The sequence below is a fragment of the Streptomyces sp. NPDC040589 genome, assembly GCF_055594445.1.
The window spans coordinates 89,558-114,716 of sequence record NZ_JBVIWP010000014.1 but is presented as its reverse complement, the minus strand read 5'-3'; the positions used below and the strand labels follow the sequence as shown (position 1 = coordinate 114,716).

The 25,159-nt window shown below is 70.9% G+C and carries 20 protein-coding genes; 6 read left to right on the top strand and 14 right to left on the bottom strand.

What is annotated here, in order from left to right; translation table 11 throughout:
• The first annotated feature begins 296 nt into the window (after positions 1–296).
• Entirely contained in the window at positions 297–854 is a 558-nt protein-coding gene (locus ACZ58V_RS38695; RefSeq protein ID WP_468192332.1) for a DUF6082 family protein, read from the top strand.
• A gap of 63 nt (positions 855–917) precedes the next feature.
• Here the strand turns inward: ACZ58V_RS38695 and ACZ58V_RS38690 are convergent, their stop codons facing one another.
• Together ACZ58V_RS38690 and ACZ58V_RS38685 are read right to left on the bottom strand one after the other, a co-directional pair.
• The gene (locus tag ACZ58V_RS38690; RefSeq protein ID WP_184589726.1) at positions 918–1,157 is read right to left on the bottom strand and encodes a hypothetical protein; all 240 of its coding nucleotides are present in this window, start codon (positions 1,155–1,157) and stop codon (positions 918–920) included.
• 278 nt (positions 1,158–1,435) lie between these two features.
• Positions 1,436–2,599 (bottom strand): citrate synthase, encoded by a 1,164-nt coding sequence (locus ACZ58V_RS38685; RefSeq protein WP_471295942.1) that lies wholly within the window; start codon positions 2,597–2,599, stop codon positions 1,436–1,438.
• Positions 2,600–2,709: 110 nt separating this feature from the next.
• On the opposite strand from ACZ58V_RS38685, the gene ACZ58V_RS38680 reads away from it, so the two are divergent.
• The 4 genes from ACZ58V_RS38680 (at position 2,710) to ACZ58V_RS38665 (ending at position 7,464) form a co-directional block, all read left to right on the top strand.
• Positions 2,710–3,966: a citrate synthase gene (locus ACZ58V_RS38680; protein ID WP_468192335.1), complete on the top strand. Its 1,257-nt coding sequence runs from the start codon at positions 2,710–2,712 to the stop codon at positions 3,964–3,966.
• Positions 3,967–4,019: 53 nt separating this feature from the next.
• Positions 4,020–4,964: a sucrase ferredoxin gene (locus ACZ58V_RS38675; protein ID WP_471295939.1), complete on the top strand. Its 945-nt coding sequence runs from the start codon at positions 4,020–4,022 to the stop codon at positions 4,962–4,964.
• Between the two features lie 149 nt (positions 4,965–5,113).
• Entirely contained in the window at positions 5,114–6,784 is a 1,671-nt protein-coding gene (locus tag ACZ58V_RS38670) for an ATP-binding protein (protein WP_471295938.1), read from the top strand.
• On the top strand, positions 6,784–7,464 hold the full coding sequence (locus ACZ58V_RS38665; protein ID WP_468192338.1) for a response regulator: 681 nt from the start codon (positions 6,784–6,786) through the stop codon (positions 7,462–7,464). Before ACZ58V_RS38670 ends, ACZ58V_RS38665 begins: the two co-directional genes overlap by 1 nt.
• 37 nt (positions 7,465–7,501) lie before the next feature.
• On the opposite strand, the gene ACZ58V_RS38660 is transcribed toward ACZ58V_RS38665, so the two are convergent.
• The 6 genes from ACZ58V_RS38660 to ACZ58V_RS38635 form a co-directional block, all read right to left on the bottom strand.
• On the bottom strand, positions 7,502–9,094 hold the full coding sequence (locus ACZ58V_RS38660) for a solute symporter family protein (protein WP_468192339.1): 1,593 nt from the start codon (positions 9,092–9,094) through the stop codon (positions 7,502–7,504).
• The gene (locus ACZ58V_RS38655; protein ID WP_471295935.1) at positions 9,091–9,651 is read right to left on the bottom strand and encodes a DUF485 domain-containing protein; all 561 of its coding nucleotides are present in this window, start codon (positions 9,649–9,651) and stop codon (positions 9,091–9,093) included. The genes ACZ58V_RS38660 and ACZ58V_RS38655 overlap by 4 nt, the downstream gene beginning before the upstream one ends.
• A gap of 69 nt (positions 9,652–9,720) precedes the next feature.
• Complete coding sequence (locus tag ACZ58V_RS38650) at positions 9,721–10,401, bottom strand: response regulator (RefSeq protein ID WP_471295934.1); 681 nt, start codon at positions 10,399–10,401, stop codon at positions 9,721–9,723.
• Positions 10,398–11,549, bottom strand: a complete 1,152-nt coding sequence (locus tag ACZ58V_RS38645; RefSeq protein WP_471295933.1) for a sensor histidine kinase — start codon at positions 11,547–11,549, stop codon at positions 10,398–10,400. The genes ACZ58V_RS38650 and ACZ58V_RS38645 overlap by 4 nt, the downstream gene beginning before the upstream one ends.
• Complete coding sequence (locus ACZ58V_RS38640) at positions 11,546–12,070, bottom strand: DUF1453 domain-containing protein (protein ID WP_468192343.1); 525 nt, start codon at positions 12,068–12,070, stop codon at positions 11,546–11,548. Before ACZ58V_RS38640 ends, ACZ58V_RS38645 begins: the two co-directional genes overlap by 4 nt.
• Before the next feature lie 310 nt (positions 12,071–12,380).
• Entirely contained in the window at positions 12,381–14,504 is a 2,124-nt protein-coding gene (locus ACZ58V_RS38635; protein WP_468192344.1) for a DNA gyrase/topoisomerase IV subunit B, read from the bottom strand.
• Positions 14,505–14,945: 441 nt separating this feature from the next.
• Between ACZ58V_RS38635 and ACZ58V_RS38630 the strand changes: the two genes are divergently transcribed.
• Positions 14,946–15,176, top strand: a complete 231-nt coding sequence (locus tag ACZ58V_RS38630) for a DUF7455 domain-containing protein (protein WP_184589764.1) — start codon at positions 14,946–14,948, stop codon at positions 15,174–15,176.
• A gap of 135 nt (positions 15,177–15,311) precedes the next feature.
• Here the strand turns inward: ACZ58V_RS38630 and ACZ58V_RS38625 are convergent, their stop codons facing one another.
• The 6 genes from ACZ58V_RS38625 to ACZ58V_RS38600 form a co-directional block, all read right to left on the bottom strand.
• On the bottom strand, positions 15,312–16,148 hold the full coding sequence (locus ACZ58V_RS38625; protein WP_471295931.1) for a S1 family serine peptidase: 837 nt from the start codon (positions 16,146–16,148) through the stop codon (positions 15,312–15,314).
• A gap of 139 nt (positions 16,149–16,287) precedes the next feature.
• Positions 16,288–17,829, bottom strand: a complete 1,542-nt coding sequence (locus ACZ58V_RS38620) for an RNA polymerase sigma factor (RefSeq protein WP_468192348.1) — start codon at positions 17,827–17,829, stop codon at positions 16,288–16,290.
• A 429-nt stretch (positions 17,830–18,258) separates the two neighbouring features.
• A complete protein-coding gene (locus tag ACZ58V_RS38615) occupies positions 18,259–19,146 on the bottom strand; it encodes a FadR/GntR family transcriptional regulator (RefSeq protein ID WP_468192349.1) in 888 nt (295 codons plus the stop codon).
• Between the two features lie 161 nt (positions 19,147–19,307).
• The gene (locus tag ACZ58V_RS38610; protein ID WP_471295929.1) at positions 19,308–21,668 is read right to left on the bottom strand and encodes an ABC transporter ATP-binding protein; all 2,361 of its coding nucleotides are present in this window, start codon (positions 21,666–21,668) and stop codon (positions 19,308–19,310) included.
• Positions 21,669–21,778: 110 nt separating this feature from the next.
• Positions 21,779–22,537 carry an NUDIX hydrolase gene (locus tag ACZ58V_RS38605; protein WP_184589838.1) on the bottom strand — a complete coding sequence of 253 codons (759 nt, stop codon included), beginning with the start codon at positions 22,535–22,537 and terminating at the stop codon, positions 21,779–21,781.
• Between the two features lie 131 nt (positions 22,538–22,668).
• Positions 22,669–24,537, bottom strand: coding sequence for a glycogen debranching N-terminal domain-containing protein (locus ACZ58V_RS38600; RefSeq protein ID WP_471295926.1), 1,869 nt, complete (start codon positions 24,535–24,537; stop codon positions 22,669–22,671).
• Positions 24,538–25,159: the final 622 nt, after the last annotated feature.

Genomic DNA, 25,159 nt, shown 5'->3' with positions numbered 1-25,159 from the left:
GTGCACCGGCTCGCGTTCTCGGCACAGGGACGAAGAATGAATGCCGAACCAGGATACGAGCCGTAAGAATCGCGCCGAAGTGAACGATTGTTAGCAGCACTTGCGGGGCAGACGTTCGGCAAGGCGCCGGATCGTGCGACCCTCGCTTCCCTCCGTGCGCCGCCTCTCCGCCTCCCCGCCGATCAGAGCCGCTCGGCACTCTGGGAGACGGCAAGCGCCGCCCACTGCTCGCCGGTCCCCTCCTGTCGACCCGCATCCCGACGACCGGCGGACGGCCGCCTGACTCGGGGGTTGACATGGCCACACGGAAAATTGGGATACAGGGACTGCGCTCCGCTGCCGCGGCCGGCCTCGGCATGGTGGCCGGCGCTCTCGTCGCCATGGCGGCACAGAAGCAGGCGATGGACACGCTGCACGAACGCCTGGACCAGCTGGAACAGCACGCTCGCACGCAGCAGCGCTCCAATCTGGCCAGGCAGCAGCGGCAGCACTGGGAGCTGTTGAGCAAGGCGATCGACGACACCGAACTCGCCGAGGTCCTGGACATCTTCGAGAGGCCCGTCACCCCTGAGCGGCGTCGGCAGTACCTCTTCGCCAACGCCCTGTACACCAACCTGCTCTGCTACTACCGCATCGGCAACATGGGAAGGGACGAGTTCTTCAAGCACGTCCGGGGCATCTTCCAGAACCCGATCGTCAGGGAGTACTGGTACGCGACCCAGCAACAGCGCGCGAGTCTCACGGGCACCGAGGAGGCGGAACTCGGCCGGCTCGTCGACGACCTGCTACTGCAACTCGAGGAAGCGGACACCGATGAGTGGTGGGTGGTCGGCGAGCCTCCCACCGACCCGTGACGCGAGGAGCCGGCCCGTACGGCACCGCCGAGACGGACCGGCTCCTTCACGACGACGGCACCACTAGGCGTCGGGGATGTCCTTCTTCGCCTTGACCAGGGTCTCCCTGGTGATGACGACGATGCGTTCATAGTCGGCGCGTCCGGCGTCGTCGGGCAGCTGAGTGTCGAGCGAGTCGGTGACATCCGTGCCGATGACCGCGAAGTTCCCGTCGGCCAATTCAAAGATGTCAGGACATGTCCCGCCACCGGCACTGCCTCGATAGCGGGGAGCGACACCGAGGCGGCGGATGATCTGACTCACTGTTGAATTCCCTCTGTTCTCAAGGCACAAGCGCCTGCGCCCGCGGCCGCGCGAGCGGTGGCATCCTCGCAGGCCCGAGCCCTGGCCGCCGTGCGACACGCACACACTCCGCCCCCGCGCCCCAAGGAAGCAAGGCACCTTTGCGGCCCTGTTTTATCACCCGCGAGGGTGGGGGCACTCGCGTTCCTGGAGAACATCCGCAAGAGTGACGGAAGGCAGTGAAGAATCGATCATCAGCCCGTTTAGGACAGTTGTGGCTGTTTATGCAGTCGGCGCGATTACGCAGTCGGCACCGACACCGGCGCCTCCGGCCCCACATACCGCGCCACCGGCCTGATGATCTTCGTGTCCTCCGCCTGTTCCAGGATGTTGGCGCTCCAGCCCACGGCGCGCGCGGCGGCGAAGGTCGGAGTGAACATCTCGCGGGGCAGGCCGCAGAGTTCCATGACCACGCCCGCGTAGTACTCCACGTTGGTATGGAGTTCACGGCCGGGCTTCAGCTCCGCCAGGATCGCCTCCACATGACGCTCGACCTCCACGGCGAAGTCCACGCGCGGCCCGCCGAACGCCTGGGCGACCTCGCGCAGCATCCGGGACCGCGGGTCCTCCGTGCGGTAGATCGCATGCCCGAAGCCCATGATGCGATCCCCCGCGAGCACCCGCTGACGCACCCAGGAGTCGATCCGGTCCGGGGTGCCGATCGCGTCCAGGGTGTCCAGCGCGCGGCTGGGCGCACCTCCGTGCAACGGCCCGGACAGCGCCGCCACCGCACCGGCGAGGCACGCCGCCACGTCCGCACCGGTCGACGCGATGACCCGGGCCGTGAAGGTTGACGCATTGAATCCGTGATCAATGGTTGAGATCAGGTATTGCTCGATCGCCCGTGCGTGCTGCTCGGTCGGTACCGAGCCGGTCAGCATGTAGAGGTAGTTCGCCGCGTACGACAGGTCCTCGCGCGGCTCCACGGGCTCGAGCCCTCGACCCAGCCGGTGCAGCGCGGTGAGCAATGTGGGTACGGCGGCGGCGGCCTCGAGCGTGTCCTGCAGGCGCCGCTCGGCGTCGACGTCGTACACGGGGCGGAACCCCTTCGCCGCACCCAGCAGCGACAGCGCCGTGCGCATCCCGGCGAGCGGGCCGGAGCGCCCGCCGGCCGCCGCTATGGCCGGCAGAGCGGCTCGGACCTCGCCGGGGAGCCGCCGCAGCGCAGCGGTCTCGGCCGCGAAGGCCGCGCTCCGCCCCGCGTCCGGCAGTTCGCCGTGCACGAGCAGGTGCCAGACGTCCTCGAAGCCGCGGGTCCGCGCGAGGTCGACGGCCGAGTACTGCCGGTAGTGGTAGAAGCCCTCGAGACCGCGGACGTCACCGATCCGGGTGTCGGTGACGACGACCCCGGCGAGTCCCCGTGGCACGTCGAGAAGAGTGGCTGCGGACCTGTTGACGGACATGTCTTCCTCCCTGGACTTGATTCGACTGTCCATGATTGACTTTAGTCGTGTCAATATTGATTCAATCAATACATCAATCAATGGGCCGCTAGGCGGATACGGTGACCCCCATGCGCGATCAAGAACCCGTCCCCCGCGACGCGGACAGGCGGCTGAGCACCAAAGAGGCCGCCGAGCTGCTCGGCGTGAAGCCGGAGACCGTGTACGCGTACGTGAGCCGCGGTCAGCTCAGCAGCCGACGGGTGACCGGCGGCCGGGGCAGCACCTTCGACGCCGAGGAGGTCGAGGCGCTCGCCCGGCGCAACAGGCGGGAGGGCGCGGGCAGTTCCGGATCGGGCGGTGAGCTGTCCGTACGGACCCGCATCACGCTCATCGAGAGCGACCGCTACTACTTCCGCGGTGTCGACGCGACCGAGCTGGCCGCACGGCACACCTACGAGGAGGTCGCCGAGTGGCTGTGGACCGGCCGGATGCACCGGGGCGGCACGTTCACCGCGCCCCCCGCCTCCGTCGCCGTGGCCCGCCGCGCCGTCGACGCACTGCCCGAACACGCCGCGCCCACCGACCTGCTGCGCGTCGCGACGATCGCCGCCGCGACCGCCGACCCGCTGCGGTTCGACCTGTCCGAGGAGGCCGTGCTCGGCACGGCACGCACGCTCATTCCCACGCTCGTCGACGCTCTGCCACCCGTGAGGCACGACCGCCGCGACGAGGGCCCCCTGGCCCACCGCCTGTGGACCCGGTTGTCCGGGCAGGACGCCGACGAGGCGTCCCTGCGCGCCCTGGACGCCGCTCTCGCCCTCCTCGTCGACCACGACCTGGCCGCCTCCACGCTCGCGGTGCGCGTCGCCGCTTCGGCCCGTGCCCACGCCTACGCGGCGGTCTCCGCGGGGCTGGGCGTGATCGAGGGCCCGCTGCACGGCGCGGCCAGCGGGCTCGCCCACCGACTGCTCCTCGATGTGCTCGACCAGGGCGACGCGGCGCCCGTCATCGCGGACGAGCTGCGCGCCGGCCGCCGTATCCCGGGACTCGGCCACCGGCTCTACCCGGGCGAGGACCCACGCGCGCGTGCCCTGTTCACCCTCCTGGAACAGATCCCGCGCGCGGAGCCCGCCCTCCTCGCGGCCCGCGACATCGTCGAGACCACCGCCCGCCACGCCCCGCTGCACGCCAACGTCGACCTGGCGCTCGCCGTGCTCACCACGTCCTGCGGCATGCCCTCGACCGCGGGCGAGACGATTTTCGCCGTGGCCCGTACGGCGGGCTGGATCGCTCACGCCCTGGAGGAGTACGGCGAACGCCCGCTGCGCATGCGCCCGAGCGGTCTCTACGCGGGTCCGAAGCCGCCTCAGCCACTGCCGGAGTAGGGCAGGGCGGGCCCGGCCGTCGCCGCGCACCGACTCAGGTTAGGCTCACCTGTGTGAGTACGTGCACGAGCGTCTCCCGGGACTTCGACGAGCCCGTTTCGGCGACCGCGGCCACCGCGAGGACCTGGCTGTTGCTGGAACAGCCCGGTCCGTGGGGTGCCAAGGCGCTCACCTCGAGCCATCTGGACCCCGCGCTGGGCCGTGCCCTGGAGGCGGCCGCGAAGGACACGGGCGTGCGGATCGTGCTCATCCGCCGCCCCGGGCGCCACGCGGACCGCCGTATGCCCGCCTCGCGCCGGGTGTACGCGGCCCACACCGTTCCGGGAAACGTGTGGCTGCACGGCGCCACGGCCTCGGACCCGGAACAGCTGCTCGATCTCGACTTCGCCGCGCTCGGCCGGGGCGACCACCACACGTTCGACTCGGTCCTCGGCGGCCGGCCCCACGACGGTGATCCGCTCGCCCTCGTCTGCACCAACGGCAAGCGGGACCGCTGCTGCGCCCTCCTGGGCCGGCCCCTCGCGGCCGAGCTCGCCGCGTCGGGCGTCGAGGGCGTCTGGGAGGTCACCCATCTGGGTGGTCACCGCTTCTCCCCGACCGTGCTCGTGCTGCCGTACGGATACGCGTACGGCCGGGCCGAGGCCCACACCCTCAAGGAGGTCCTGCACGGCGCCGGGGAGGGGCGGATCGTCGTGGAGGGCTGCCGGGGCAGCTCGGCCTGGGAACGGCCCGGTCAGGCGGCCGAGCTCGCCGTGCGCACCGGGACCGGCGAGTATGCCGCGCAGGCGCTGAGCGTCGTACGGACGTCGGGCGCGGCCCCGCGCTGGGAGGTGACCGTCGCCCACACCGACGGGCGCCGCTGGCAGGTTGAGGTGGCCCAAGGTGCGGCTCTGCCGCCCCGCCCGGAGAGCTGCGGGGCGTCCGTCCTCGGTTCGCCCGCGCGGATGGACGTCGTGGCGGTGCGCGAGATGAGGGTGACGACGACGCTCGCGAGCTGACCGATCGGCCACCGGGGCGGCACCATCCCGATCAAGCATTGATGCCACCTTCGCCCGGCGCGTGGCCGCGCCGGCTTCGCGAGCATTGATCAAGAGATCCACGCCACACCCGTTACGGCAGGTAGGCAGCCGCACGTACCGTCTTGGGTATGAGCCCCACTCCCCCCGCACGCCGCCTGCGCCTCGGCCTCCCGCGGCGGGTGTTCTCGCAGGTGCTGCTGATGCAGGTGGCGATCGCCGCGGGAGTCGCGGTCCTCGCGACCGGGCTGTTCCTCGCGCCTCTGAGCAATCAGCTGGACGATCAGGCGATGCGCCGGGCGCTCGCGATCGCGCAGACGACCGCCCAGCAGCCCGATCTCGCACAGGACCTGAGGGACACCCCTCCCTCCCCGAACGGTCCGGTGCAGCAGGAGGCGGAGCGGATCCGGAAGGCCACCCAGGCCGAGTACATCGTGGTGATGGACTGGCGCGGTGTGCGCTGGTCGCACACCGACAAGAAGCAGATCGGCGGTATCGTCTCGACCGACCCCGGCCAGGCTCTGGCCGGCAAAGAGGTCATGGAGATCGACAGCGGCACCCTGGGCCGCTCCGCCCGGGGCAAGGTGCCGCTGCGCGACAGCGACGGCTCCGTCGTCGGCGCCGTCTCGGTCGGCATCGCCTACGACAGCGTCCGGGCCCGGTTGATCCACGCGATCCCTGGGCTGCTCGCGTACGCCGGCGGCGCCTTGGCCGTCGGTGCGATGGCCGCGTGGCTCATCTCCCGGCGGGTCCACAGGCAGACCCGGGACCTGGCCTTCTCCGACATCGCGGCGCTCCTGTCGGAACGCGAGGCGATGCTGCACGGCATCCGGGAGGGCGTCGTCGCCCTGGACCGCACCGGCCGCATCCGGCTCCTCAACGACGAGGCGCAGCGGCTGCTGAGCATCGGCGACGCCGCAGTGGGCCGTTCCCCGGACGAGGCGCTGGGCGCGGGCCGCACGTCCGATGTGCTGGCCGGGCGCGTGACCGGCACGGACCTGCTCACCGTGCGCGGCCAGCGCGTGCTGGTCGCCAACCGGATGCCCACCGACGACGGCGGCGCCGTGGCCACCCTGCGCGACCGCACCGAGCTGGAGCAACTGGGCCGCGAACTCGACTCCACCCGCGGTCTGATCGACGCCCTGCGCGCCCAGGACCACGAACACGCCAACCGTATGCACACGCTTCTGGGGCTGCTCGAACTGGAGATGTACGACGACGCCGTCGAGTTCGTCGGCGAAGTCGTCGGTGATCACCGGGCCACCGCGGAGCAGGTCACCGAGCGAATCGAGGACCCGCTGCTCGCCGCCCTGCTGGTCGGCAAGGCGACCGTCGCGGCCGAGCGGGGCGTCGCCCTGTGGGTGTCGGACCGGACCCGGCTGCCCGACCGGCTGATCGACCCCCAGGGGCTCGTGACCGTCGTCGGCAACCTGGTGGACAACGCCCTCGACGCCGTGGCGGGCAAGCCGCACGCGCGCGTGGAGGTCGAACTGCGCGCCGAGGGGCGTACGGCGATCCTCAGGGTGCGCGACACGGGCCCGGGAATCCCGCCGGAGCAGCGGGAGTTGATCTTCACCGCGGGATGGTCTACGAAGAAGCCGCCGGCGCACCGCGAGCGGGGCATCGGCCTCTCCCTGGTGCGCAGGCTCGCCGAGCGGCAGGGTGGCAGCGCGACCGTCGACGAGGCATATGGCGGGGGCGCGGAGTTCACCGTCGTCCTGCCCGAGGCGCTCGCCGAGCCGGGCCCCGAACCGGCCCTGACCGTGCCGTCAGCTCCGCAGACCGCCAAGAAGGAGTCGTGATGATCGAGGTCCTGGTCGTGGACGACGACACCAGAGTCGCGCGGGTCAACGCCGCCTACGTCGAGAAGGTGCCGGGCTTCCATGTCGCCGGCGAGGCCCACAGCGCCGCCGAGGCGCTGCTCCAGTTGGAGACGCTGCCCGGGCTGGACCTGGTTCTCCTGGACCACTACCTGCCCGACGAGACGGGACTGACGGTCGTCCAGGAGATGCGGCGACGCGGCCACCAGACCGACGTGATCATGGTGACGGCGGCCCGGGACGTGTCCACCGTGCAGGCGGCGATGCGGCAGGGCGCGCTGCAGTACCTGGTCAAGCCGTTCGCCTTCGCCGGCCTGCGCGCCAAGCTGGAGGCGTACGCGGAGCTGCGCCGCACCCTCGACGGCGGTGGGGAGGCCGAGCAGGCCGAGGTGGACCGCATCTTCGGGGCGCTGTCGACCCCGTCGGAGCCCGATCTGCCCAAAGGGCACTCCCCCACCACCGCGGAGCTGGTCCGTCAGTCCCTGATGCACGCCGACGGCCCCCTGTCCGCCCAGGAGATCGCCGAGCGCACCGGGGTGAGCCGCCAGACCGCCCAGCGCTACCTGAAGCTCCTGGAGCGCACGGGACGGGCCAGGCTGACCCTCAAGTACGGGGACGCGGGCCGCCCGGAACACCGTTACGTGTGGGCGACCCGCGCCTAGTCCAGGACAGTCCGGCGGGGAGGGGGAAGCACCGCCCCTACGCCGCTCCAGCCCCGGTCAGCGACCGCACCTCGGTCTCCGCGTGCCTGGCCTCGTCCGGGACGTCCGCCGAGGTGACCGTGCCCAGCCAGCCCGCGAGGAAGCCCAGCGGGATCGAACCCAAGCCCGGGTTCTGCAGCGGGAAGTACTGGAGGTCGGCGCCCGGGAACAGCGAGTCCGGGCTGCCCGAGACCACCGGTGACAGCACCACGAGCACCACGGCCGGAACGAGACCGCCGTAGACGGCCCACACGGCGCCACGGGTCGTGAAGCGGCGCCAGAACAGGGAGTAGAGCAGCACCGGAAGGTTCGCCGACGCGGCGACGGCGAAGGCGAGACCCACCAGGAACGCCACGTTGAGATCCCGCGCCAGCAGGCCGAGGGCGATCGCCACCACGCCCACTCCGACGGCCGCGACGCGGGCCACCGCCACCTCGCTGCGCGGCTTGCCGCCCCGGCGCCGCAAAGACGCGTACAGATCGTGGGCCACCGAGGCCGAGGACGCGAGCGTGATCCCGGCGACCACGGCGAGGATGGTGGCGAACGCGACCGCGGCGACGATCGCGAAGAGCACCGTGCCGCCTGTGGATCCGGCACCTCCGCCCAGATCGAGCGCCAGCAGCGGAACCGCCGTGTTCCCGGACGCGTTCGACCCTCGTACGGCGTCCGGCCCCACGATGGCGGCGGCGCCGAAGCCGAGCACGATCGTCATCAGGTAGAAGCCGCCGATGAGTCCGACGGCCCAGACGACCGAGCGGCGTGCGGCACGCGCGGTGGGCACCGTGTAGAAGCGGGACAGGATGTGCGGCAGCCCCGCCGTACCCAGCACCAGGGCCAGTCCCAGACTGATGAAGTCGAAGCGAGCGGTCCAGTCGCCGCCGTACTTCAGCCCGGGCGCCAGGAACGCCGCCCCGTGCCCGCTGCGCTCGGCCGCCGTGAGCAGCAGCCGGTCCAGGTCGCCGTGGAAACGCATCAGGACGAGCACCGTCAGCGCGATGGTGCCGCCGAGCAGCAGAACGGCCTTCACGATCTGAATCCACGTGGTCGCCCGCATCCCTCCCAACGACACATAGATCACCATGAGCGCGCCCACACCGATGACCGTCCAGGACCGCGCCGCCTCGCTCGTACCACCCAGCAGCAGTGCCACCAGGCTGCCCGCGCCGACCATCTGCGCCACCAGATACAGAACGGACACGGTGACCGAGGAGGTTCCCGCCGCGATCCGTACCGGCCGCTCCCTCATCCGCGCCGCCACGACGTCGGCGAGCGTGAACCGGCCGCAGTTGCGCACCAGTTCGGCAACGAGGAACAGCACCACCAGCCACGCCACGAGGAACCCGACGACATACAGCAGCCCGTCGTAGCCGAACAGTGCGATGAGCCCGGTGACTCCCAGGAAGGAGGCGGCCGACATGTAGTCACCGGCGAGGGCAAAACCATTCTCCATGGGTGAGAAGAGCCGCCCGCCCGCGTAGAACTCCTCCGCCGAACCACGCCGTTTACGACTCACCCACGTCGTGATCGCCAGCGTGACCGCCACGAACGCGCTGAACAGCAGCAGCGCCAGCGTCTGGTGTTCCCCGGTCATGAGACACCGCCGTTCGCGCCGCGCGTCAGTTCCTGTGTGTCCCAGCGCAGTTCGAGCGCCGCCCGGTCCCTGCGCAGCCGCGCGTGCCGGGCGTATGCCCAGGTGAGCAGGAACGTGGTCAGGAACTGCCCGAGCCCTGCGGCCATCGCCACGTTCATGGCTCCCGCCACGGGCCGGGCCATCAGCTCCGGCGCGGTCGTGGCAGCCACGACATAGCCCACGTACCAGGCGAAGAAGGCCACGAAGGCCGGCACCACGAACCTCCGGTACCGCCGCCGCACCTCCTGAAAGGCCGCACTGCGCTGCACCTCCAGGTACACCTCGGCCGGCGCGGCCCCGGTCTCGCCCTCCCTACGCGCCGACGGCACCACCGCCTGCGCGGGCACCTCGGCACCGGCCGACTCGCCCCAGCCGGAGGCGAGAGCGTCATACCAGGGGTCGTCATACCTGAGGTGCCCGGCCTCTTCGGCCGGGACCGGGTCATGAGCGTCGAGAGCCTCGACCCAACTTTCCTTACCGGCCCCGCTTTCGTGGGGACGGCCCTTGCTTGGCTGCATGCCCAAGGATGGACAGAACGGGAAGATCCCCGACTCTTCTTCCCCTCTCTCTTCACCCCTTCAGGTGACTCAACCCGCTGGTGGCCGCACCAGACCCTTCCGATAGGCATAACGCACCGCCTGGGCACGGTCCTTGATCCCCGCCTTGCCGAAGAGGTTGTTGATATGGGTCTTCACGGTGGCGGTGGAGACATGCAGTCTGCGGCCGATCTCCTGGTTGCTGAGCCCGTCGGCGATGAGAACCAGCACCTCCGTCTCCCGCACGGTGAGCCCGTCCGGCGCCTCGGCAGGCGCCGCCGCCGGTCTCGGCTCCGCCAGGCGCTCCAGCAGCCGCCTCTGGATGCTCGGCGAGAGCCCCGCCTGCCCGGACAGCACGCTCTGCACGGCCCGCACGATCTCGTCTCCGCCCGCGTCCTTCGTGAGATAGCCGCGCGCTCCGGCAGCCAGTGCAGGGAACAGGGACTCGTCGTCCGCGTACGTCGTGAGCACCACGACCTGCGTCCCGGGGTGCTGCGCGCGGATCCTGCGGGTCGCCTCCACTCCGTCGCAGCGGGGCATGCGCAGGTCCATCAGCACCACGTCCGGGGCCAGTTCGGCGACGAGCCTCACCGCGTCCTCACCGTCACCGGCGGCGCCGACCACCTCGATCCCGGGCAACAGACCGAGCAGCATCACGATGCCCTCCCGCACGACGGTCTGGTCGTCCACGACCACCACCCGAGCGGGCTTCCGCTCGGCCTCCTGCGTCATACCGGCACCTTCAACGTCACCACGAACCCCTCCTCGCCCGGCCCGGCCTCGAGCGAGCCGCCCAGCAGCTCCGCACGCTCCCGCATGCCCAGCAGACCGTACCCGGCGCCCGTCCGGGTCAGCTCACCCGGCGAGCCGCCCGAGTCCCGCACGTCGAGGGTCACTTCGTGCGGACGGTAGTCGAGCCGCAGGCGCACCTTGGCACCCCGAGCGTGCTTGCGGACGTTCGTCAGAGCCTCCTGGGCGGCTCTGCGCACGGTCTGCGAGGCCTCGGCCGGCAGCGCCCTGCGTTCACCCGTGATGGTGATCTCGGCGCCGTCGGCCGAACCCACCAACTGATTCAGGAAGTCCTCCAGCGGGGTCAGCTCCCCACGCAGGGCCGAGAGCGCCTGCCGGGTCTCGGAGAGTCCGCCGCGCGCCATCTCGCGTGCCGCCACCACTCGTTCGAGCACCTGCTCACGTTCCCCTCCGCGCTCGATGAGCAGCCGGGCCGCCTCCAGGTGCACGAGCTGGGCCGAGAGGCTGTGCGCCAGCACGTCGTGGATCTCACGCGCCAGGCGGGCCCGCTCCGCGAGCGCGGCCGTCTCCGCCTCGGCCGCGCGTGCGGCCCGCTCCTGGGCGAGCAGCCGCTGTGCGCTGCCACGGGCCTCGGCGTCGAGACGCAGCGTGTATCCGGCGAGGGCGATGCCGACTCCGGTCACCACGGCCGTCAGCATGTCGTCGTTGTTGACGGCCCCGTACGAACCGAGTGCCACGCCCGCTGCGGCGAGGGCGACGGCCGGGGGAAGCCGCTCCAGCGCCGAGACGGCACACCCGCACCACATGACCAGGGCCGCCACCTCGAACCCCGAAATATGGGCCGCGACGGCAAGGCCCTGGAGCAGCGCGAGCGACGCCAGCGACGGCCACAGGCGGTGCTGGAGCGTAGTTCGGAAGAAGGCCCAGGCGAGCAGTGCCGCCAGCAGCACTCCGCCGGCACCGGCAGCCGCCCTCCCGCCACCCGCATGACCGTCGGAGAAGGCACCCCACAGCAACAGGCCGAGAACCAGGGCCCTCACCGTCCAGGCCAGCATGCAGCGGGAGCGTGAGATTCCCTCGCGGCTGAGCGCCTCCCGGGAAGGCCAGCGCGTCCAGGCGTTCTCCTTCACACACGCTCCTTCCCCGCCGGTCGGGCCGTGCTTTCACGGTACGCCCCGCTCATGTTCGCGGCGGGGCGCAGCGACTGACCGCGCCAGGCCAGGATTCCGGCCCGGACAAGGAGGGTTCCCGCGAGCCCCAACAGCAGGGCCGAACTGTCCTGGTGAACACCCACCGCCGCCCCGAGCGCGAAGAGGCCGATGCGCAGTCCGATGCCCACGACCCAGACGGCGGCGCTCGCCATGCTGCTCCTGCTCCACACGGTGCCGTCCGGCTCTGCCCATATGCGGGTGGTCCAGGCCCAGCCGGCTCCGGTGGCCAGGCCGACGAGCAGTTCGGCGCCGAGCAGGAGCACCGAGGCCGTGTGGTGATGCGGATCGAGTATGCCGGGCTCGCGCAGCGCGACGACGGCCAGGATCGCGGGCAGGAGCCACCAGCGGCGCTCGCCGTCGATCCGGCTCGCGCGGAACTGACGGGCGATCACCACTACGGCAACGGCCACGATCACCAACGCGTCGACGAGCCCGGACATCACAACCTCCGTGAGCGAGAAGGGAGTCGCCGGCAGCGGGTGCCGCCGACGCCTTCGACGCTACGGAAATCGCCAGGTCACAGGATCGGAGTCAGGGTGGATCATGGGTGGATGACGGGTGGATCCCAGACCGGGCATCTCTCCACCCACGGGTGGAGAGACACCTCTGGCAAGGCCGGGGGCATGTCCGGACGCCTCATTCGGACACCGCTGGTGCCGCACCTGAACCAGGGCGGCACAGCGATGTCCACGAGCGGTCCACCCCGGTCACCGACGCCCCGCCCCTGCCGGCTACAGCCCGGCGCAGCGGCTACGCGTCGATCCGCGACCGGTCCAGTGTCGCCGCCGAGTTGGAGATGAACTCCTTGCGCGGCGCGACGTCGTTGCCCATCAGCAGGTCGAAGACCTGCTCGGCCGACTCCAGATCGGAGAGGTTGATCCGGCGCAGAGTGCGGTGGCGCGGGTCCATTGTCGTCTCGGCCAGCTGGTCGGCGTCCATCTCGCCGAGACCCTTGTAGCGCTGGATCGAGTCCTTGTAGCGGATGCCCTTGCTCTGGAACTCCATGAGCTTGTCGCGCAGTTCCCGGTCCGAGTACGTGTAGACGTACTTGTCCTGGCCCTTCTTCGGCTGGACGATCTCGATGCGGTGCAGCGGCGGCACCGCCGCGAAGACCCGGCCGGCCTCGACCATGGGCCGCATGTAGCGGTGGAACAGGGTCAGGAGCAGGGTGCGGATGTGCGAGCCGTCGACGTCGGCGTCGGTCATCATGATGATCTTGCCGTAGCGAGCCGTGTCGATGTCGAAGGTCCGGCCCGATCCGGCTCCTATGACCTGGATGATCGCGCCGCACTCGGCGTTCTTCAGCATGTCCGTCACGGATGACTTCTGGACGTTGAGGATCTTGCCCCGGATCGGCAGCAGCGCCTGGAACTCGGAGTTCCGGGCGAGCTTCGCCGTACCGAGCGCGGAGTCGCCCTCGACGATGAACAGTTCGCTGCGGTCGACGTCGTCGCTGCGGCAGTCGGCGAGCTTGGCCGGCAGAGAGGAGGACTCCAGGGCCGTCTTGCGGCGCTGCGCGTCCTTGTGCTGGCGGGCGGCGATGCGCGTACGGGCCGCGGCGACGGCCTTCTCCAGCACGACACGGGCCTGCTGCGCGGCGTCCCGCTTCGTGGAGGTCAGGAACGCCTTGAGCTCCTTGACGACCACGTTGTTCACGATCCGGCGGGCGGCCGAGGTGCCGAGCACCTCCTTTGTCTGGCCCTCGAACTGGGGCTCGGCGAGGCGCACGGTGACGACCGCGGTGAGGCCTTCCAGGGCGTCGTCCTTGACGATGTCGTCCTCGGCGACGCGCAGGAGCTTCTTGGTGCGCAGCACCTCGTTCATCGTCTTTGCGACGGCCTGCTCGAAACCGGCGACGTGCGTACCGCCCTTGGGGGTGGCGATGATGTTCACGAACGACTTGAGCGTCGTGTCATATCCCGTGCCCCAGCGCAGCGCGACGTCGACGCCGAGTTCGCGAGTGACCTCGGTGGGCGTCATCTGGCCGTGGTCGTCGAGGACGGGGACGGTCTCCTTGAAGCTGCCCTGTCCGGAGAAGCGGAGGACGTCGCAGACCGGCTTGTCGTTCGCCAGATACTCGCAGAACTCGCTGATTCCGCCGTCGAAGCGGAATGACTCCTCGCCCTTACTGCCGCCCTCGCCGAGCCCGTACTCGTCGCGCACGACGATGGTCAGGCCGGGCACCAGGAACGCGGTCTGGCGGGCGCGCTGGTGCAGCGTCTCCAGGGCGAGCTTGGCGTCCTTGAGGAAGATCTGGCGGTCGGCCCAGTACCGCACGCGCGTGCCGGTGCGGCTCTTCGGGATCTTCTTTGCCTTGCGCAGCCCGCCCTTGGCCTCGAACTTGGCGTCCGGGCCGTTCCCGGCGAAAGCGCCCGGGACGCCGCGCCGGAAGCTGATGGCGTGGGTGTGCCCGCCGCGGTCCACCTCGATGTCCAGGCGGGCGGAGAGGGCGTTCACCACGGAGGCGCCGACGCCGTGCAGGCCACCGGAGGCGGCGTACGAGCCGCCGCCGAACTTGCCGCCGGCGTGCAGCTTGGTCATGACGACCTCGACACCGGAGAGGCCGGTCTTGGGCTCGACGTCGACCGGGATGCCCCGGCCGTTGTCCCGGACCTCGACGGATCCGTCGTCCTGGAGGATGACCTCGATGTGGTCGCAGTAGTTGCCCAGGGCCTCGTCGACGGAGTTGTCGATGATCTCCCAGAGGCAGTGCATGAGACCGCGGCTGTCGGTCGACCCGATATACATGCCCGGGCGCTTGCGCACGGCTTCGAGCCCCTCAAGGACGAGCAGGTGCCGCGCGGTGTAGTTGGATCCGTCCCGGTCTGCTCCTGCCAGCAGAGCTGTGGACGGCACGGACGTTTCGGCGGTCACGCGGTTCGCTCCTCGCTGAATTTCAGATGGGGCCCTCATGGGTAAGGGCGCGGCTTCAGTCACCGGTGAGAGGGTACCGAGGCCTGGTAGAGCCGTTGTAACGCCACCCTCGTCAGAGACTCAGACTAGTCCAGGCTCGTATGCGTGTTCGATCCCTCGATGGAGTGAAGTACACATCACGTTCCCTTCCAGGCATGAACCATTTAGGCTCCGGGCACGTCCTCATGAACAACCGGCAACCCAGCCGGGAGGACCGACCACCGATACAACGCGAAGCCCCGTAAGACACATGGACACGCAATACGGCACATTCGCCGCCAACCGGCAGCAGACAGCCGCCTCGCAAGATTTTTTCGAGGAAAAGCCACGAGCGGGAACGTTTTATGGCTGGTTGGATGTTGACCCTGGTACGACAGCTCGTCGAGCTAGAGAAGAGGCGACGTGACTACTGTTCTGACCCCCGCGAGCCCGTTGACGGCCGCTGATCGCTGCGACCGCTGCGGCGCCCAGGCGTACCTGCGCGTCGTCCTGCTCAGCGGCGGAGAACTGCTCTTCTGCGCCCACCACGGTCGCAAGTTCGAGCCGGAACTCAAGAAGATCGCCGCTGAGATACAGGACGAGACGGAGCGGCTCACGACCGTTCCCGCGACCGCCTCCGAAGAAGAGCGCTGACACCTCGCGTTCCGACGACGAGCCAGCCCGGCACAGGCCGGTGAATGGGCGGCTGCCTCTGACAGCAGAGGCAGCCGCCCGTCCTCGTCCACACAAGCCCGCCCAGGCTCCGTCGGACACCCTTCGAGCCTTTCCTCACCTCCGTGTCCAGCCGAGCGTCCGCATGACGTCGGACACACGCATGTACACCCCGGGGCTGTCGGCCCGCCCACAGCCGATCCCCCAGGACACGAGCCCGATCAACCGCCCCCGGGCCACCAGCGGCCCCCCACTGTCACCCTGGCAGGCGTCCCGGCCTCCCTCCCTCTCCCCCGCGCACAGCATGCTCTCGGCTTCGTACGTGCCGTCGGATCCGCCCGGATAGGCGTCCTCGCACAGTTCATCGGAGATCACGCGCACACGCGCGGCGCGCAGACTGTTCGGATACTGGCCGGCGCCGGAAGTGTCGCCCCACCCGTACACCATCGCAGTCCCGCCCACCGCGTACGCGGGATCACCGTCGGCCGCCATGCCGATGACCGAGCCGGCGGGCAGAGGTTCGGCAAGGGTGAGTACGGCGTAGTCCCCGAAGTTGCTGACACCGTCGTACGCCGGGTTCACCCAGGCACGCCGCACGGCGACCTCCCGGCCGCTGCGGTCCGAGAGCAGGTTCGTGCGCCCCGCTATGACCTTGAGGTCACGTACGCGCTCCGGTGCCACACCCAAGACCTCCTTGTCCAGGCAGTGGGCGGCGGTGAGCACCGTGCTGCGACCGACCGCCACTCCGCCGCAGAACTGCCCCGCACGCGTACCTCCGAACCGGTCACGGCTGGACAGGGCGACCGTCCACGGACTCTCGGACACATCGACAGGGAAACCGCCTATGACCACGCTGTCGGCGGCCACAGGGGCGCTGGAGGCCGCTGATATGGCGGCTGCCACGGCTGCCAGGACCAGCGGTCGGGCCAGGGGCCGGGCAAGGCGACGACGCATACGCACTCCTCACTCCGTGGTGTTCGCTGAGCACCCAGAGTGATTCACCCTGCGCCGCGCCGCACCCCCGGAGAAGCACGGCAGGACGAAGGCCCGGCCCCCTGAGGGGACCGGGCCTTCCGCGTCGTACGACCGGCGACTAGTCGAGGTAGTCGCGCAGCACCTGCGAACGGGACGGGTGGCGCAGCTTCGACATGGTCTTGGACTCGATCTGGCGGATCCGCTCGCGCGTGACGCCGTAGACCTTGCCGATCTCGTCGAGGGTCTTCGGCTGACCGTCGGTGAGACCGAAGCGCATGGAGACGACACCCGCCTCGCGCTCGGACAGCGTGTCCAGGACGGAGTGCAGCTGCTCCTGGAGAAGGGTGAAGCTGACCGCGTCGGCCGGGACGACCGCCTCGGAGTCCTCGATGAGGTCACCGAACTCGCTGTCGCCGTCCTCGCCCAGCGGGGTGTGCAGCGAGATGGGCTCGCGGCCGTACTTCTGGACCTCGATGACCTTCTCCGGGGTCATGTCGAGCTCCTTGGCCAGCTCCTCCGGGGTGGGCTCGCGGCCCAGGTCCTGGAGCATCTGGCGCTGGACGCGCGCGAGCTTGTTGATGACCTCGACCATGTGCACCGGGATACGGATGGTGCGGGCCTGGTCGGCCATGGCGCGGGTGATCGCCTGACGGATCCACCAGGTGGCGTACGTGGAGAACTTGTAGCCCTTGGTGTAGTCGAACTTCTCCACCGCGCGGATCAGACCGAGGTTGCCCTCCTGGATCAGGTCCAGGAAGAGCATGCCGCGGCCGGTGTAGCGCTTGGCCAGGGAGACCACCAGGCGGAGGTTGGCCTCCAGGAGGTGGTTCTTGGCGCGGCGGCCGTCCTCGGCGATGATCTCCAGCTCGCGCTTGAGCTTGGGGGCGAGCTTGTCGGCGTTGGCCAGCTTGTCCTCGGCGAACAGACCGGCCTCGATGCGCTTGGCGAGCTCGACCTCCTGCTCGGCGTTGAGCAGCGGGACCTTGCCGATCTGCTTGAGGTAGTCCTTGACCGGGTCGGCGGTGGCGCCGGCGGCGGCGACCTGCTGGGCGGGCGCGTCGTCCTCGTCCTCGTCGGACAGTACGAAGCCCGCGTTCTCCGGCGTGCTCTCGGGCTCCTCACCGGCCTTGCCGGGGGCTGCCTCCTCGAGCACCTCCTCTTCGAGGAGTTCGGCGTCGTCCTTCTTGGCGCTGGTCTTCTTGGCCGCCGTCTTCTTGGCGACGGTCTTCTTCGCGGCCGCCTTCTTGGCGGTCGTCTTCTTGGCGGCTGCCTTCTTGGCGGGCGCCTCGTCCTCGACGGAGGGCTCGGCGGCGGGCGCCGCCGGCGTGGCGGTGGCGGTGGCCTTCCTGGTGGTCACCGCCTTGGCCGCGACCGTCTTGGTGGCGGTGCGCTTGGCGGGACTCTTCGCTGCGACGCTCTTTCGGGTGCGCTTGGGCTCTGCGGCACTGACCATCAGCGTCACACCCTCTTCCTCGAGGATCTGGTTGAGGCTGCGCAGTACGTTCTTCCACTGAGTGGCCGGAATCTGGTCAGCTTCGAAGGCCCGACGCACGTCATCGCCGGCGATCTGCCCCTCAGCCTTTCCCCGCTCAATGAGCGCCATGACAGAGACGGACTCGGCGATCTCCGGCGGGAGCGTACGGGATGTGCTGGCCGACACGAACAACCTCTCGGAACGTTGGAAAACGGCTTCCGGCCCCGTCCACAGTGGACAGGGGCCGACCGCCGGCTTGGGGATGGGCCGACGGCGCGGGCGGGGGCCGGGAAGATGCACAGCGCCGTGAACGGCGTCCGTATTCCCTCCGCGGCTGTCACCTCTTAGGTCATCGCGTTCTTCCCGCGAGCGTTACGCCCAATCCGCGTGGCCCGAGTCACACCCCGTAAGCGAATAAAAGCGGTCAGATACGGATAGAGGCTGTCACTCCTGGACGTGACTTTACCGCTGCGGCGGATGGATGGCCCCCTTCGCGCCGTCGGACCCCGCAGGATCGCGAAGGATCCTGCGGGGTCCGACGGGAGGCGGTTCATCGATCGGGCGCTGCCACAGGAGGGGGGTGGCACACCCGACCGCGCCGCCCGCGGAACGCGGTCAGTGCTCGCGCGGGGCGGGCACTACCCGTTCCACCTCGGGGTGGACCGTGAGGAGTTGGCGCATCGCCGCCTCGGACGCGGCTCCGTCACCGGCGGCGAGGGCGTCACAGATGCGGCCGTGGTGCGTCAGCGACGCCTCGTTCGGCCGGTCACAGCCCGTGACCGGACCGCCCGAGACCTGGAGGGCCGAGGACACGATTCCCGAGAGGTGCTCCAGCATGCGGTTGCCCGCGACCTGGATGAGCAGCGAGTGGAACTCGGAGTCGGCGCGGGAGAACGTGAGCGCGTCACCCTGAGCCATCGCGTGCCCCATGATCTCGACCATGTCCACCAGGCGCTGCTGGACGTCCTCGCGGCCGTGGCCGGCGGCGAGGCGGGCGGCCAGCGGCTCGATCGTCCACCGCAGCTCGCTCAGCTCGCGGCGCTGGTCGTCGCGCTGCGGCCCGAAGGCCCGCCACTCGATGATGTCCGGATCGAGGAGGTTCCAGTCGCTGACCGGGCGCACACGCGTGCCGACGTTCGGGCGGGCGCTCACCAGGCCCTTGGCTTCCAGGACGCGGAGCGACTCGCGGACGACGGTGCGGGAGACCTCGAAGCGCTGGCCGATCTCCTCGGGCACCAGCGGGCGGTCGGCGCCCAGGTCGCCGGAGACGATCATCTGACCCAGCTGCTGGACGAGTTGGCCGTGCAGCCCGCGTCCGCGGCTGCCCGCGGCGCGTCGTCCCACACGGCCCAGCTCGGGGTCCGCGCCATCCCAGGCAGAGACCCCGACGCGGTCGACGGCGGGCGCCTCGGCGTACGGGTAGCGGTCGAGTTCGCCCGGGCTCGCGAGGCCGGAGTCAGCGGAGCGGGCGGCGGTCATCATGGTGTGCGCAAGGGTACTCACGCATCCTTTGTCGGCGCCGTCTTCAACTCCCTTGAGGTCTTTGGTGAAAAGCACACGAAAGGGTGATCGCTCACCCCGTCGCAATTGACGCCTTATCGGAAAGAAATGGGCGTTCTGCGGGGAGTTGTGCGCATGGCTGGACGAGGGGTTACGGACAGTCGTCACCGGAACCTGCTCCGCAGGGTGGAGAGCAGGTACGCGCAGAGCAGCGCGGTCAGCGACAACGTCATTGCGCCGCCGACGGGTTGGGACAGCACTCCGAGCGCGGCTTCCAGGTAGCGCTCCCCTCCGAAGGGCCACCGCGGCACGAGGACCTCTCGCAGCCGCATGGGCAGTCCGGCCGCGGTTCGAACGGACGGTCCGTCCAAGACCTTGTGCACGACAGGTACGACAAGGAGGGGTACGGCGGCCACCGCGGCGAGACCCGCCGTAGTGGACCGGAAGACTCCGGCGGCCAGCACGCCCGCCCAGGCGCAGCCGACGACGAGACCGATCCAACTCGCACTCAGCGGCAGCCAGTCGGCGGGAACCTGCGCGAGCTCCCGTCCGTAGACGAGATAGAGCACCTCGGTGTCGCAGCCGACGGTGAGGACGGCCAGCACCAGCGCGGTGGCCGAGGCGACGAGCAGTTTGGCGGCCAGCAGCCCCAGCCGGCGGGGCACGGTGCCGCGGTCCGCGGCCAGGGCGGGGTGGCGGAACTCGTCACCGAAGGCCAGCGCGCCGAGCAGGCCCGCACCGAGCGCCGCGGGGGGCAGGGGCAGCTCCCGCGGCCACGCGGCCAGCAGACGCGGCTGCGGCGTGTGCCCGATACGGGCGAGCACGACGGCGGTCACGGCGGACACGACGAGCACTACGGCCCCGGTGAGAAAGCCGGTGCCGATCCCGGCGGCACGGCGGATCTCGTAACGGAGGGGGCGGAGCGGACTGGGTGCGGGGCGAACGGAGATGGGAGGCGGCAGAGGGGGCAGTGCGCCGAGGGCACGCGCCATGCGGGCTTCGACGGGGTGCGGCGCTGGGCGAGGGGAGGGGGCGGTCGTCTCCCCCTGGGGAGGGGCGGCGGCATTGCCCACGTGGCCGGCCGCGGGCACCTCCGGGCGCTCGTGGGGCTCGGCAACGGGCTGCGCATGACCGGAGGGGGGCAGCGCCTCGTCGGCGGCTGGTTCCGGTGCGTCAGCGATGGGCTGCAGTTCGAGGGTGGGTCGCAGCTCACGAGAGGGCTGCGTATGCCCGGGGGCGGGCAGCGGCTCGTCTGCGGCTGGTCCTGAGACGTCAGCGGCAGGCTTCAGCTCGATGCTGGGTCGCAGCTCAGGGACGGTGGCCACGGGGTCCGCCGCGGTCGGCGTCGACGCGTCGGGGGAGGGCTCCGGCTCATCGGCCCGGGGGGCGGCGATCGGCCAGAGTGCGTGGGTGACGTGACCCGGCTGGGCAGGGATTCGCTCCGGCTCGGCACTGGCTCCCGCCGGCTCGGCGCTGTCGTGATCGGGCTCGACGCCGTCGCGATCCGGCTCGACGCCGTCGCGATCCGGCTCGACGGCGGAGGTTCGCGCCACGTCGGCCCGCTGCCGCTCGTCCGCGGGTGGCTCCGATTCGACCCGGCCCTCATCACACTCGCCGCACGGCTCACCCAGCTGCACAGCTCCCGCGCCGGGACCCATGTCGCCGATCTCGTCGGCGAGTTGGTGGACGACGATGCCGTGGCGGAACGCGGTCTCGCCGACGTCCGCGCAGGTGCTGCCGTACACGGAGAGGCGGTTGTCGCCTTCTCGTGCGACTTCGACGGAGCGCTGCGCGGTACGGGCCTGCTTGGCCAGGAGAGCCGCCAGACGGGCCGCGTGCGGGCTGCGTACGGCTACACGGGGACGCAGGCGGGTGCGCGAGAACTCCGCGGCCTCCTGGTCGGCCACGAGCCGGCCCTGCTCCAGCGTGACGACGCGGTCGGCGGTGCGCGCGGCCTCCTTGGGGTCGGCTGTGGTGAACAGGACCGTGCCGCCGTGGCCGGCGTGTGCGCGAAGCATGCCGTGCAGCCAGTTGCCCTCGCGGGCGGTGAGCCCGTCGGCCGGATCGTCGAGGACGAGGGTGTGCGGGTCGGCGAGCAGGACGCAGGCCAGGCCGAGGCGGCGGTCCATGCCGCGCGAGAGGGCACCGAGGCGTTCGTCGCGCAGGCTCACGAGTCCGACCGCCTCGAGCACTTCGTCGGCGCGCCGGACCGGAACCCCCGCGGCGGCGCACAGCATGCGCAGATGACCACGGACCGTGCGGGCCGGGTGCCCCGGCACGTCGCCCAGCAGCACGCCGACCTCGCGTGAGGGATGGGCGATGCGATGCAGGGGGCGGCCCCGGAAGTACGTGATGCCACGGCCGTGTTGGAGCTCGAGCATGAGCCTGAGGACCGTCGTCTTGCCGGCGCCCGGCGCTCCGAGCAGCGCGGTGACGCGGCCCGCTCGCGCCTCGAAGGAGACGTCGTCGGCCGCGGGCGGAAGCTCTTTGCGAGGGTTGCTGGTCAGTCCGAAGGCCTGGATCACTCACAGCAAGATAGCGCGCTATGTCCGTTTTTCCGGGCAGCGCGAGGCCGTCTCGGGTAGGGCAATCACCCTTGTCCGGGCTGCGGGCGGGTCGCGTTCCAGGCCCGGCGTCACACCTCGGGGCGCAGCATCGGAGGGTTGAGCAGTGTCGCGCCACCTGCCCGGAAGAGCTGTGCCGGGCGGCCTCCCTGGCGGGTGGTCGTCCCACCGGTGGGCACCAGGAAGCCAGGGGTGCCCGTGACCTTGCGGTGGAAGTTGCGCGGGTCGAGCGCCACCCCCCACACCGCCTCGTAGACACGACGCAGTTCTCCGACCGTGAACTCGGGCGGGCAGAAAGCTGTGGCCAGCGACGAGTACTCGATCTTGGAGCGGGCTCGTTCCACTCCGTCCGCCAGAATCTGCGCGTGGTCGAAGGCGAGAGGGGCGACCGGCTCGGCGTCCCGCCCGTAACCGCCCTGCTGCAGCAGTTCCTCGACCGGAGCCCAGCGCGCGTTGCTGGCGTCGCCGCCCGCCCTGGGCGCGGGCAGATCGGGAGCCAGGGCGAGGTGGGCGACACTGACGACCCGCATCCTGGGATCCCGCTTGGGGTCGCCGTAGGTGGCCAGCTGCTCCAGGTGCGCGCCGTTGTCCTGGGCGGGGACGGCCGGGTCGTGGACGCGCAGCCCAGTCTCCTCGGCCAGCTCGCGCGCCGCGGCCTGTGCCAGGTCCTCGTCGGCCCGTACGAAACCGCCTGGGAGCGCCCAACGCCCCTGGAACGGTGGTTCGCCCCTCCGTACCGCCAGCGCGCACAGGGCATGGCGACGCACGGTCAGTACGACCAGGTCCACGGTGACGGCGAAGGGCGGAAACGCTGACGGGTCGTAGGGCATGCGGCGATCATAGTCGTCTGCCTGACGATAAACACTCCCTTCGCGGCTCGCTTCGCTTACTGATCCACTTCGGTCAGGTATGGGCTGCACTGCCGATTCCCGGTGATCCGGCGGTGGTCTGTCGTGGCAGGTCAGGCCCCCAGCTGCAGTCCGTCGGCCGCCTCCTCGACCATGACGAGGCCGAGCCGGCTGACCCGCACGGAGAACGGGGCGCCCACCACGCGCAGCCCCGTGAAGCCGACCTCTCCCAGGGGTGCGCTGCGCACCGGGCGCAGGGTGACAGTCCCGGCCGGGGCGTCGGGGCGGATGCCTGCGAGCGTGGTGAGCAACAGGACCCCGGCCGCCGCGGGGGTGGCTGCGGGACGGCAGGCCGCCGGGTGCGGGAGGGGAGCGCTTCCCTCCGTACGCTGTTCCCCCGCGTACATCTCGGGCAGGCGATGGGCGAAGGTCTCGGAGGCCTCGAGTACGCCGCGCAGCAGCGAACTCGCCTCCTTCTCGTAGCCCGCGGCGGCCAGACCGGCGACGCCGAGTGCCGTCTCCTGGATCCGTACGGCCCCGGCGCGGTGGCCGAACGGATTGAATCCCGGTTCCTTCGCGCCCAGTCCACGCAGGCCCCAGCCCGAGTCCATGACGGGGCTGCCGAACAGCCGGGCCAGCTTCTCGGTCTGGACCTTGTCGAGCAGACCGGGTGCCACAGCGCCCCCGCCCAGCAGGCCGGTATCGAGGAGGTGGACAGCGGCCGCACCCAGGTGAGGCACGGGCCTGCCGTCCGGGGCACGGGCTGCCGCGGGCCGGCCGCCCCCGCGGTCGTCGAGCCAGAAGTCCTCCCGGAACGCGGGTCGTAAGGCCTGCGTCCACTCCCGGAGTGCCGCTCCGCCCGTGCGGCCGCAGGCGTCGAGCAGATCGGCACCGAGCAGTGCGGCACGGTGGGCGTGGGCCTGTGTCTCGCAGCGGATGGGGCCGCCAGGGTGTGGGTCGCGCAGGTACGCCTCGTCGCCCACGGTGGTCCGCAGCCAGGTCAGGCAGCGCTCGGCGGCGGGCAGCAGTTCCTCCGTCTCCTGCTCGCCGAGCCCCCAGCGTCGGGCTTCGGCGAGCAGCACCGGGAAGAGCAGCGTTGCCTCAGTACCGGTGCACTGCGGCGGAAGGTACGGCCCGGCGTCCCGTCTCGGGCCGGGGATCATCCCGGACTGCGGTCCCGGGCCGGTGAGTTGGGTCCGGGCGAGGATCCGCAGCGTCCCTGCTGCCAGGCCGGTGCCGAGCGGCAGGGCCATCCGGGCGGCGACGAGCGCGTCGGCGGGTGCCAGACCGCAGCGCCAGGGTGCCCCGGCCGCGAGATGGGTGTCGGCGGGGTTCGCGGAGTCCCGCAGCAAGAGGGCCTGGAGGTCTTCGATGCTCGTCCGTAGGAGAGCGGAGACTCTGGGGTCGTCGCCTTCCGCACACGCCGCAGCCAAGGGGCTGGTCGCGGCGCGGCCCACGGCTCGGAGAGGCCCCGCACCGTCCGGCCGCACCCGCAGTTCCACACTTCTGCTTCCGCCCGGCGGCAGGTCGAGTTCCCACCGCAGCAGCCCGGCCGAGGCCAAGGCGTCCGAGGGAGGCGGTTCGGCCGTCACGGACGCGTTGCCGGTGGGGCAGGACCAGCGGAGTCCGGAGCCGTGAACGCTGGCGGGGAGTTCGGGTCCCGCAGTGCCCGAGGCGATCGAACCGAGATCGGCCAGGTCCGTGCCCAGGACCACCTCGAGCGGCAGACGCATCGGGCGGGGGGCCGCGCTGTGCAGGGTGATCCGCTCCGTGCCGTCGGCGAAGCGGTTGCGTTCCACCACCACGTCCGGATCCGGGCCGGCCTGCGGGGACGAGCGGAGCGTGCCCACGAACCTGGCGCGGTCGGCCGAGGCCATGCGGGCCTGCACCGCGAGGGGTTCCCGTCCGCCCACGCGGATCTCGCACCGGGAGAGCACGCGCCGGCCGCCGCGGTAGAACCCCTCCAGCCCCCGGCCGGTCATCTGCCCTTCCTCCGTCGAGATGGCCAGGCCGGGAAGGGCGACACAGATCATCGCGGTGTGGGCGGGCGGCAGGTCTGCGGACCAGCGCAGTCCGGGGATCGTGGCACCACGGGGCGGGGGCGTGTGCCCCGGGGACGCCGGCGCTCGGTCTTGGACCGAGGGCGGTGCGGGTGAGCCGTGCCCGGACGTGGATCCGGGGCGACGGCTCTGGCCCGCCCATCGGGGCGACGAACGGCCCGGGCCCGGCGGCGAGGGGGAGCGAGAGTCCGGGCCGGTGGGCGGCGAGACGTGTGAGGCGCCTCCAGGGAACCTGGGCCCGTAACCGTCGACACGGGCCACGGGTCGCGGAGGGGCCTCGTGGTCCCCCGACCGCGGAGCTCCGCCTCCGGGCAGGCCGAGGCCCGGCGCGAAGGGCGGTGGGGGCCCGTCTGTGGAGCGGCGGTCGCCGGCAGCGGAGGAGGGCGGAGTCGGCTGATGCATGGGAAGGCTTCCTCTGCGCTCTGTGCGCCTCGATCGGGTTCGGCGCCGGTGCCGGAGGGCTCCGACGGGGCAGGGGCGGTGCGGCGTCACACCCCGTTCGGGCGTTCCGCCACTCAGGTGAACGCCGTGGACGTCTTCCGAG